Source organism: Psychrobacter sp. 1U2 (genome assembly GCF_051847575.1).
The window spans coordinates 1-559 of sequence record NZ_JBPYDC010001614.1; the positions used below are offsets into that span (position 1 = coordinate 1).

At 41.7% G+C, this 559-nt stretch carries 1 protein-coding gene; it reads right to left on the reverse strand.

What is annotated here, in order from left to right; translation table 11 throughout:
* Nucleotides 1-419: exonuclease domain-containing protein (locus ACS8FD_RS23465; RefSeq protein WP_439277620.1), on the reverse strand; the 419-nt coding region annotated here is incomplete at its 3' end.
* Nucleotides 420-559: the final 140 nt, after the last annotated feature.

The window sequence follows — 559 nt, forward strand, 5'->3', positions numbered from 1 at the left end:
TGAAATGGATTATGGTTTTTGTTATTAGTACGCATGACTGCGGCATTTAAGAATGCTAAGTCAAAATGAGCATTGTGACCAACTAGCACACATTGACGACAGTCTTCAGCACGGCGCACTTCTTTTAAACCTTTAAATATACGACGCAGGGCAGTTTTTTCATCTTCTGCAATCGCTTTACGCATAGGATTGTTAGGATCAATACCGGTAAAGGCCAATGAGCGTGGCTCCAAATTGGCTCCTTCAAAAGGTTCAATATGAGCATTAAGCGCTTCTCCTGGATAGAATACTTCCTGCTCGTTTAACAGAATTGGAATACAGGCAATCTCAAGCAGCGCATCGGTTTGTGCATTAAATCCAGCCGTCTCGACATCTACAATGACGGGTATAAACTTACGAAAGCGCTCTTTCATAGTCATGGGAGCCAAGTCTTGCTCGGTCTCCTCATGGGTTTGGTTGGCATTAGAGTCAGTAGGTAAGTCTATACCTTTATGATTACATGAAGGCTTATTAGTTTGAATGTGTAATGAATCATCATTAGACAAGGTAGCGTCGTTTT